Source organism: Bacillus sp. AFS055030 (assembly GCF_002574545.1).
GTDB lineage: Bacteria > Bacillota > Bacilli > Bacillales > Bacillaceae_G > Gottfriedia.
Window position 1 is genome coordinate 129,665 of sequence record NZ_NUGT01000006.1, and the last position, 8,715, is coordinate 138,379.

Sequence of the window (8,715 nt, forward strand, 5' to 3'; positions counted from 1 at the left end):
TCCTCCTATCACTTCGATTTCCATTCAAATCCTGTATAAGCTAAATGAACAAGTCCATTATAATACTTTCTGGCTTCACTTAATAAGTTTTTTGTATCTCCCTTATGCGGAAGATGTGATAATAATAGTTCTTTTACATTTGCTTCATTTGCAATTGTTGCTGCATCTTTGCTGCTCATATGCCCCACTTTAGATCCATCTTGGTTTTCATACATATTACAGTCACTTATCAGTAAATCCGCATTGGAAGAAAACGGTATGAAGTCCTCAGTATAGCTTGAATCAGCTGTATAGACTACCGAGTGGGTTGTCGTTTCAATTCGCATAGCAAAGCAATCTACCGGGTGAACTGTTTTCATAAAACGAATAGTAAATGGTCCTAGGTTGAGGCCTTCATTCGGATCATATTCATATCCTTTTGTTACTTCTTTATATGTTAAGGAATTAAATTTTGCATGATCAAAATGATGTCCGTATATAGGTAAAGGAAACTGATCCACTCCATCGTTTACAAGTTTGAAGTATTGTAGTACGCCTATATCTGCAATATGATCATGATGATAATGTGATAGGATTACAGCATTTAAGTTATTAGGATCTATGTAATTTTGTAATGTAGCTAATGCACCTGAACCACAATCAACCAATAGATTAAAATTTTTTGATTTAAATAAATAACATGAAGTTGCCTCACCTTTCCCTGGGTAGCCGCCCCAATATCCAATAACGGTCACTTTCATAAAACAAACACACTCCTTTGTCCTTATTATTTCTATGAAATTTTAAATTTATAAGCTTGTCCTTACTGTTTAACAAAAATAGGCATTTAAATTATTTTTTAAAAATTGTACTAATACAGATTGACACAAAATACGTTGTAGTAATACAATACTAATAAGTTAACTAAAGGAGAGGGTAATATGCTAGTAAAAATGTCCGAATTTTTAAAACGATTACCAAAAAAATTATGTAAACACTGTAATTCGACGATTGAAGAACAACACGACTGCTACAGTAACACTTGCTCCAATTGCTTAAAAGATAGTTTTTAAGTTCCGCTTTATTAAACAGATTATTAATACAGAGACAAAATAAAAAGAGCAACCAAAAAAGTATCAATCTACTTTTTTGGTTGCTCTAATCTTTATTACATTTTTTAAAAGCCTTAATAATTTCGAACTGCTTGTTTTTCATGTGCGAACAAGTATTCAATTGTATCTGAAACTGCTTTTTCACCTTGATCTATACAGTCAGGTAAGCCGGACCCATAAAAAGAGCAACCGATTACCGATACACCAGGCATTTCTTTTTGTAAATATTGCTCCATATTTCTCGTACGCTCTTTATGATTAATCGTATATTGAGGCATAGCATCTTTCCATCTGGAAACAATATAAAACTCTGGTTTTTCAGTTATATCCATCGTCTTTCTTAAATCTTCTAATACAATTTCAACAAGTTCTTCATCCGTTTTATCGACTATTTCTTTATTGTAAGGTCGTCCAACGTAACAACGTAAAAGAACTTTACCCTTTGGGCAAGCATGTGCCCACTTTTTATGAGTCCATGTACACGCTGTTATATTATAATCATTGTTTCGTGAAACAACAAAGCCTGTACCATCTATATCCTTCTTAATCGCATGCTCTGGAAAAGCAAGTGCAACATTGGCAACTGATGTTGAAGGTACTTTTTTGAAAGGCTCAAATACAGGTTTATCGTTAAATAATTGTGGAATGAAACGATGAGGTACAGTAACGATAATTGAATCTGATTCAATCTTTTCATTATTGCTAAGTACAATCTCATATTTTTTTCCAATTTTATTTATATTAACTACTTGTACACCTTTTAAAACTTCTTCCGGATCTAACTCTTCTTCAATTCGTTCAACGATTGTTTGAAGGCCTGTACTTACAGTCTGGAAAATACCTTTTCTCGGACCTTTTGATTTCTTTGCAGGCATCTCTTTTTTCATACCTAAAACAATACTTTGATGTTTTTGTTCAATTTGGAAGAATTGAGGAAATGTCGCCATTAAACTCATTTGGTCAATATCGCCTGAATAAATCCCTGATAAAAGGGGCTCAATTAGATTCTCAACTACTTCATTCCCAAGTCTTCTTCTAAAAAATTTACCTAATGACATATCTCCTTGGACATGTGTTTTTGGTAAAACAAAATCTAATCCCGCACGAATTTTTCCTGCTGGTGAAAATAGACCTGAAAAAATAAATGGTTTAATTTGTGTAGGAATCCCCATGTTTGAACCTTCTGGCATACCGTGTAATTTATTATGAGCTAATACATAAGATTTTCCAGAGGAGTTAAATACGATTTGATCTTGGATACCTAGGTTTTCAGCTAATCGATAGGCACTTCTTTTCCTTGCCAAAAATGAATCAGGACCACGCTCAATTACAAATCCATCTTTTCTAACTGTTTGGATTTTTCCTCCAAGCCTTGATGAACCTTCAATTAATTGAATATCAATCGGAAGATTATTTTTTAATTTTTCTTGTTTTAAATAGTAGGCAGATGTCAATCCAGTAATACCGCCACCAATAATGACAACCTTCTTATTCACTTCTTTACCTCCTATTTCAAAACCATATTATTGTTCGTTTAATTTTCTTAATACAACTGTACTAAGTCCACTAATAAATAATGGATCCGTATTTGGCATCGGTGGACGAACATATGCTTTTTGAATTTCTTCGGTTACTTGTTTACATTCTATATCGTTATCATAAAGTACTTCTAAATGTTCACTTACAAATCCTAATGGTAAATAGACGTACGTTTCAAAATCATAATTTTCATCCAACTCACGTGTTAAATCTTGTACATCTGGTCCTAGCCAAGGCTCTGGTGTATTACCAGCACTTTGCCAACCTAGAAAATAATGACGAATATCTGATTGCTGTACTACTAACTCGGCAGTTTCTTTAAGTTGCTCTGGGTATGGATCTCCAAAGTTAAGAATTTTTTCAGGTAAACTATGTGCTGAAAAAATAAATGCCGTTTTCACACGTTGCTCTTCATTCATTGGTTCAAGAATTGCTTCTACCTCACGAACCCAATATTGAATAAATCGTTCTTCCTTATACCAATCATCTACATGGATAATCTTTGGTCCGTCAATTTTTTCTGAATGATTTGTAGCACGTTCGTTATACGATTTAACACTAAACGTAGAATAATGTGGTGCAAGTACGATACTAACTGCTTTTGTTATACCGTCTTTTTTCATTTCATCTACTGCATCTTCAATGAATGGTTCGATATGTTTCAGTCCGATGTACATTTTGAATTCTACTTTGTCTTGGATCTTATTTAAATCTTCTTCTAATGCTTTTGCTTGGTCAATTGTTATTTTTGCTAAAGGAGAGATTCCCCCAATTGCACGATATCGTTCTGTCAATTCTTCTAGCGCTTCTTGGCTCGGCTTTCTACCTCTACGAATATCTGTATAATAACGCTCAATATCTGATTCTTTGTATGGCGTGCCGTAAGCCATAACTAATAAACCGATTTTTTCTTTCATGTCATCACCATAGTCCTTTTAAATTAAGCTTTAACCCTTGATGAATACTCATGTACAAAACTTGTTAAACGTTTAAGAGTATCAGGATTTACTTCAGGGAATACCCCATGACCTAAGTTGAAAATATGACCTGGATTTGCCATACCCTCATCTAATATTTCCTTTGCACGTTTCTCAATAACTTCCCATGGTGCTAATAAAAACGAAGGATCTAAATTCCCTTGAAGTGTTTTCGTAATGCCTAAAGAGCGAGCTTCAGTAATAGAAGTTCTCCAATCTAAACCAATTACATCTACAGGTAGTTCATTCCATTCATGAATTAAATGACTTGCTCCAATTCCAAACATAGTCGTTGGAATATGATCTGCTTTAAGTGCTGTAAAAATTTTATCCATGCATGGTTTAATATAAATGCGATAATCAGTAGCATTTAAAGCACCAACCCATGAATCAAATAATTGAATTGCACTTGCCCCTGCTTTTACTTGAGCCTTTACGTATTTAATTGTCATGTCTGCTAAATGATCCATTAAAGCAAACCATGCTTCTGGCTCTGCATACATAAATGATTTTGTTTTATTATAGCTTCTTGATGGTCTTCCTTCGATCATATAGCTAGCAACTGTAAAAGGTGCACCCGCGAATCCAATTAATGGAACAGAAAGAACCTCTGTTGTTAATAATTTAATCGTCTCATAGATATAAGGTAATTGCTCTTCTGGATGAATATCAGTTAACTTTTTTACATCTGCTAAAGAACGAATAGGATTGCTTATTACCGGTCCTACTCCTGATTGAATTTCTACGTCTACTCCAATTGCAGGAAGTGGAGACATAATATCTTTATATAAAATAGCTGCATCAACATTATATTGATCCACTGGAAGCGCTGTTACGTAAGCGCATAATTCAGGTTGATGAGTAATTTCAAATAAAGAATATTTTTCTTTTATTTTTCGGTATTCTGGCTGAGAACGCCCTGCTTGTCTCATATACCAAACTGGTGTATGCGTTACTTCTTCTCCCTTAATCGCTTTAAGAAATGTATCGTTAAAATCTTTTTTCATCCTTCAAAGTCTCCCTTTCACTTTTCCAAACTCTACTATTAAATATACTGATTGAACCATTAATTGTATAGAAAACTCGAATTTTGACACATAATGTTCACTGATTTTACAATTTTTCTCAATTAATAGGTCTATTTTACTACCAGACTTTTCCCATTAAAAATTATATCAAAATATGTCTAAAATATCGAATCAATAATCTTTATTTAATACTACTTTTTATAAAATAAAGTAGTTTAATCATTCTTTTTTTTATGTTCGATTTGATCTCATAGTTCAATCTACTTAATCTCTTTACGATTATTTTTTAAGAGATACAGTTTTTTTATAAATAGTTTTAATATGGAAATAAAAAACTCCCCTTCAAATCATGTGATAAGAAGGAGAGCCTTAAAATGTCTATTCCTTATTTCTTATGTTAGGTTTGACAAGTTTAGACCTCTGACCTTCTTCTTTTGTTTGAGGATTGTACGGTACTACATAATAAGAAGGTACATTAAATACATTTACGAAGGAATCTTTGTACTCATCTAAACCAGTAACAGTATCTATTAATTTCTCTTTTCCATTCTTCACTCGATAGATTCGATATTGTTGTCTGTGGTCAGTTGGTGCATTCCAATTAATGACAACCGTGAATAATCCAAATGGAGAGAAAGATACTTTTGATTGAACATTAGAAATAGGCTCTAAATTTATCGGTGATTCTAAATCGTCGATATTTTTTGGCTTTTTAAATTTTGTAGATGGTTCTCTTCCTGCTTCACTTAAAATCTTTTTGAATAATATAGTTGGATAGGTACTACCATTTCTTAAGTAATGTTTTGAATCTGTTTTATCATATCCCATCCAAATTGCCCCTACAACGTCTGGTGTATAGCCTACAAACCAAGCATCTTTGTTTCCGTTTGTTTGGCCAGGTATATTCGTAGATCCCGTTTTACCAGCTAAATCGCCATTAAAACTTCCTCTACTAGCTGTCCCTTCATTTACAACACCTTTTAGCATTTTCGTCATATACCAAGAGGTTTGTGATGAAAACACTTTATATTCCTTAATTTTCACTTCGGCAACTAATTCATTATTTCGATCATAAATCGCATTAATAACGAAAGGCTCTAATGCATCTCCATCATGATCAAAAGCGCTATAAGCTTTTACTAGCTCTAATGGTGTTAAACCAATCTTAAGTCCCCCAAGCGCCATACTTAAACCTTGATCAGGAATACTCAAATCCATTTTTTCTAGATATTCTTTTGCTTGATCAATTCCAATATCATTTAATAACCATACTGCTGGTACATTCGCTGACTCTATTAATGCATTAAACATCGAAATTGTCTTCGTATAAACTCCATTATAATTTTTTGGTTTATAGTCTCCTAATGCACTTTGCTCATTAGGTAATAAAGAATACGGATTGTAATTTCCAGTTTCAAGTGCTGGTGAATAAACAAGTAAAGGCTTCATTGTTGAACCAGGTTGTCTTTTCACGTTAATTCGATTTAGTCCTTGAAAATAGTAATTTCTACCTCCAATTGCCGCCTCAACACCACCAGTTTCCGAGTTTATTAATACGAAGGCACCTTCAGCATTTTGATCAGTTCCCGGAAAATAGTTTCCATTTTTAAAATACTTATAGGCGGTTAATTGTGTTTTTTTATGGATTGGAACGACAACTTTGTATCCACCATTTAAAAGTTGGTCATAAGAAATGCCGTATTTCTCTTTTGCTTCCTTTATAACCATATCTATGTATGTAGCATATCCATTTTCAAATTTTTGTTCTGTAATATGTAATACTGTTGGTTTGCTTTTAGCTTTCTCATATTCTGATTCAGTTATATAATGAGTATCTAGCATTTTATATAAAACAAGATTCCTACGTTCTAAAGATCTCACCGGTTGTGTGATTGGATCATAATGTGACGGAGCTTTTAATAAGGCTGCTAGAGATGCACTTTCTTCAATCGTCAAATTTTTAACATCTTTCCCGAAATAATATTTTGCAGCCCCGCCAATGCCATATACACCGTGACCGAAATAAACTTGGTTTAAATACATTTCTAGAATTTGATCTTTTGTATACTTTCTTTCTAGATTAATTGCTATAATGACTTCCTTTGTTTTTCTCATAAATGTTTTGTCGTGCGTCAAAAAAACATTCTTTGCAAGTTGTTGAGTAAGTGTACTCGCTCCTTGTACTTTACTAAATGCTTTTATATCATTTACTATAGCCCGAAAGATTGATTGAGTATCAATTCCATGGTGCTTATAGAAACGTTCATCTTCAATTGAAACAAAAGCTTGTTTAGTATAATTAGGTATATCATTAATTGAAACGATTTGATGATTTTCATTATATAGCTTTGATATAAAATTCCCCTCTAAATCTACCATTTCAGATGATGAATGGATGACTAACTTATCTTCATCTATAACATAATTACCTAAGAAAACGATTAGTAAAAATCCAACAAAGCTAATTAACAGGACACTTATCAGTCCTATTGCTAAAAATCCCCACTTTTTCAATTATTTCACCTTCATTTCTCTTACCTTCTAACAAATAGTATATCCATTTATTCCCACGAATAAGTCATTATTTCCTAATTTTCGATGGATATTTCCTTGGAAATACATTTTTCGTCATTTCTTAATGGAAGATATTTTGAAGGATATCAATTACATTTCTTGAATAGGTTATATAGATAGTATGTAGGAGGGTGAAATAATGTCAGATTTATTTTCTTTATTAGATTCATATTATCCGGAGATGGTATCGACACGTAGATACTTACATGAAAATCCTGAGCTTTCATTTAAAGAGTACGAGACAGCAAAATTCATTCAAAACTTTTATCAACAATTAAATATTCCATTCAAATCAAATGTCGGTGGAAATGGTGTTGTTGCTACAATCCATGGTCGAAACCCTGGAAAAACAATCGCCTTACGAGCTGATTTTGATGCATTGCCTATTCAAGATGAGAAAAATGTTCCTTATTCCTCAAAAGTACCTGGCGTTATGCATGCATGTGGTCATGATGGTCATACTGCTACACTTCTATATTTAGCAAAGGCACTTCATGAGCAAAAAGATTCATGGGACGGTAAAATTGTGTTACTTCACCAACATGCAGAAGAATATGCACCAGGTGGAGCAATTTCGATGATCGCTGATGGCTGTTTAGACGGTGTTGATGAGGTTTATGGAACCCATTTGTGGGCAATTGAAGAATTAGGAACGATTGGTTATCGAAAGGGCCCAATTATGGCAGCTGCTGATCGTTTTTCAATCACAATCCAGGGGCAAGGCGGTCATGGTGCAGAACCCCATCGAACAAAAGACAGTATTGTGATTGCTAGTCAACTAGTTATGGCACTTCAACAAGTCGTTAGTCGAGAAACAAATCCAATTGATACTGTAGTCTTATCAATCGGAAGTTTCGAAGCAAAAAATGCTTTTAATGTTATCGCCGATCGAGCAACTTTAATCGGAACGGTTCGTACGTTCAAAAAGGAAACACAAGAGAAAGTAAAAAAACAAATAGCTAGAATCATAAAAGGCATTTGTCTAGCAAATGATGTTACATACGAATATAAATACGATGATGGATATCCTCCAGTAGTAAATCATGAAAAAGAAACTGACTTATTAGTTAAAGTAGCCGAATCAATTGATGAAGTTAGGCAATTAAAAGAAATGGACCCTAAAATGGGCGGAGAAGATTTCGCATACTACTTACAAAAAGTACCAGGAACTTTCTTCTTCACAGGAGCTAAACCGCCTCACGTTACAGAAGCATATCCTCATCACCATCCAAAATTTGATTTTGACGAAAAAGCTATGCTAATTGCAGCAAAAACACTTGGCTCTGTGACATTAGCTTCATTAAAACAATCACAAACATTAGTTGAACAAAAATAAGAAAAAGGAGAACTTTATAGGTTCTCCTTTTCAGAGTGTTGAAAAATGATTTTGTCAACTACGCCAATTTTTGGTTGATTTCCACTAAAACCTGTCATGAGTAAGGAACTTTCTAATATTTGCTGGTTTACTTCCTCATGAACCTATTATGAGGAAGTATCTTTCTATTT

At 33.5% G+C, this 8,715-nt stretch carries 7 protein-coding genes; 2 read left to right on the top strand and 5 right to left on the bottom strand.

The features are described 5' to 3' along the window. Positions 1-8 precede the first annotated feature (8 nt). Positions 9-740: an MBL fold metallo-hydrolase gene (locus tag CN925_RS02315; protein ID WP_098844358.1), complete on the bottom strand. Its 732-nt coding sequence runs from the start codon at positions 738-740 to the stop codon at positions 9-11. A gap of 192 nt (positions 741-932) precedes the next feature. On the opposite strand from CN925_RS02315, the gene yhfH reads away from it, so the two are divergent. After that, on the top strand, positions 933-1,052 hold the full coding sequence (yhfH, locus tag CN925_RS02320) for a protein YhfH (RefSeq protein ID WP_483295157.1): 120 nt from the start codon (positions 933-935) through the stop codon (positions 1,050-1,052). Positions 1,053-1,165: 113 nt separating this feature from the next. Here the strand turns inward: yhfH and hemY are convergent, their stop codons facing one another. From hemY to CN925_RS02340, 4 genes are all read right to left on the bottom strand, one after another. Continuing rightward, the gene (hemY, locus tag CN925_RS02325) at positions 1,166-2,587 is read right to left on the bottom strand and encodes a protoporphyrinogen oxidase (protein WP_098844362.1); all 1,422 of its coding nucleotides are present in this window, start codon (positions 2,585-2,587) and stop codon (positions 1,166-1,168) included. A gap of 27 nt (positions 2,588-2,614) precedes the next feature. Then, a complete protein-coding gene (gene hemH / locus CN925_RS02330; protein ID WP_098844365.1) occupies positions 2,615-3,547 on the bottom strand; it encodes a ferrochelatase in 933 nt (310 codons plus the stop codon). A 23-nt stretch (positions 3,548-3,570) separates the two neighbouring features. Continuing rightward, a complete protein-coding gene (gene hemE / locus CN925_RS02335; RefSeq protein WP_098844368.1) occupies positions 3,571-4,614 on the bottom strand; it encodes a uroporphyrinogen decarboxylase in 1,044 nt (347 codons plus the stop codon). A 399-nt stretch (positions 4,615-5,013) separates the two neighbouring features. Then, positions 5,014-7,149: a transglycosylase domain-containing protein gene (locus tag CN925_RS02340; RefSeq protein ID WP_098844371.1), complete on the bottom strand. Its 2,136-nt coding sequence runs from the start codon at positions 7,147-7,149 to the stop codon at positions 5,014-5,016. 196 nt (positions 7,150-7,345) lie between these two features. On the opposite strand from CN925_RS02340, the gene CN925_RS02345 reads away from it, so the two are divergent. After that, positions 7,346-8,545: a M20 family metallopeptidase gene (locus tag CN925_RS02345; RefSeq protein ID WP_098844374.1), complete on the top strand. Its 1,200-nt coding sequence runs from the start codon at positions 7,346-7,348 to the stop codon at positions 8,543-8,545. Positions 8,546-8,715: the final 170 nt, after the last annotated feature.

Bases quoted from the DNA above. Each gene is read 5' to 3' on its own strand.
- CN925_RS02315 (WP_098844358.1), bottom strand. From the start codon at position 740: ATGAAAGTGACCGTTATTGGATATTGGGGCGGCTACCCAGGGAAAGGT.
- yhfH (WP_483295157.1), top strand. From the start codon at position 933: ATGTCCGAATTTTTAAAACGATTACCAAAAAAATTATGTAAACACTGT.
- hemH (WP_098844365.1), bottom strand. From the start codon at position 3,547: ATGAAAGAAAAAATCGGTTTATTAGTTATGGCTTACGGCACGCCATAC.
- hemE (WP_098844368.1), bottom strand. From the start codon at position 4,614: ATGAAAAAAGATTTTAACGATACATTTCTTAAAGCGATTAAGGGAGAA.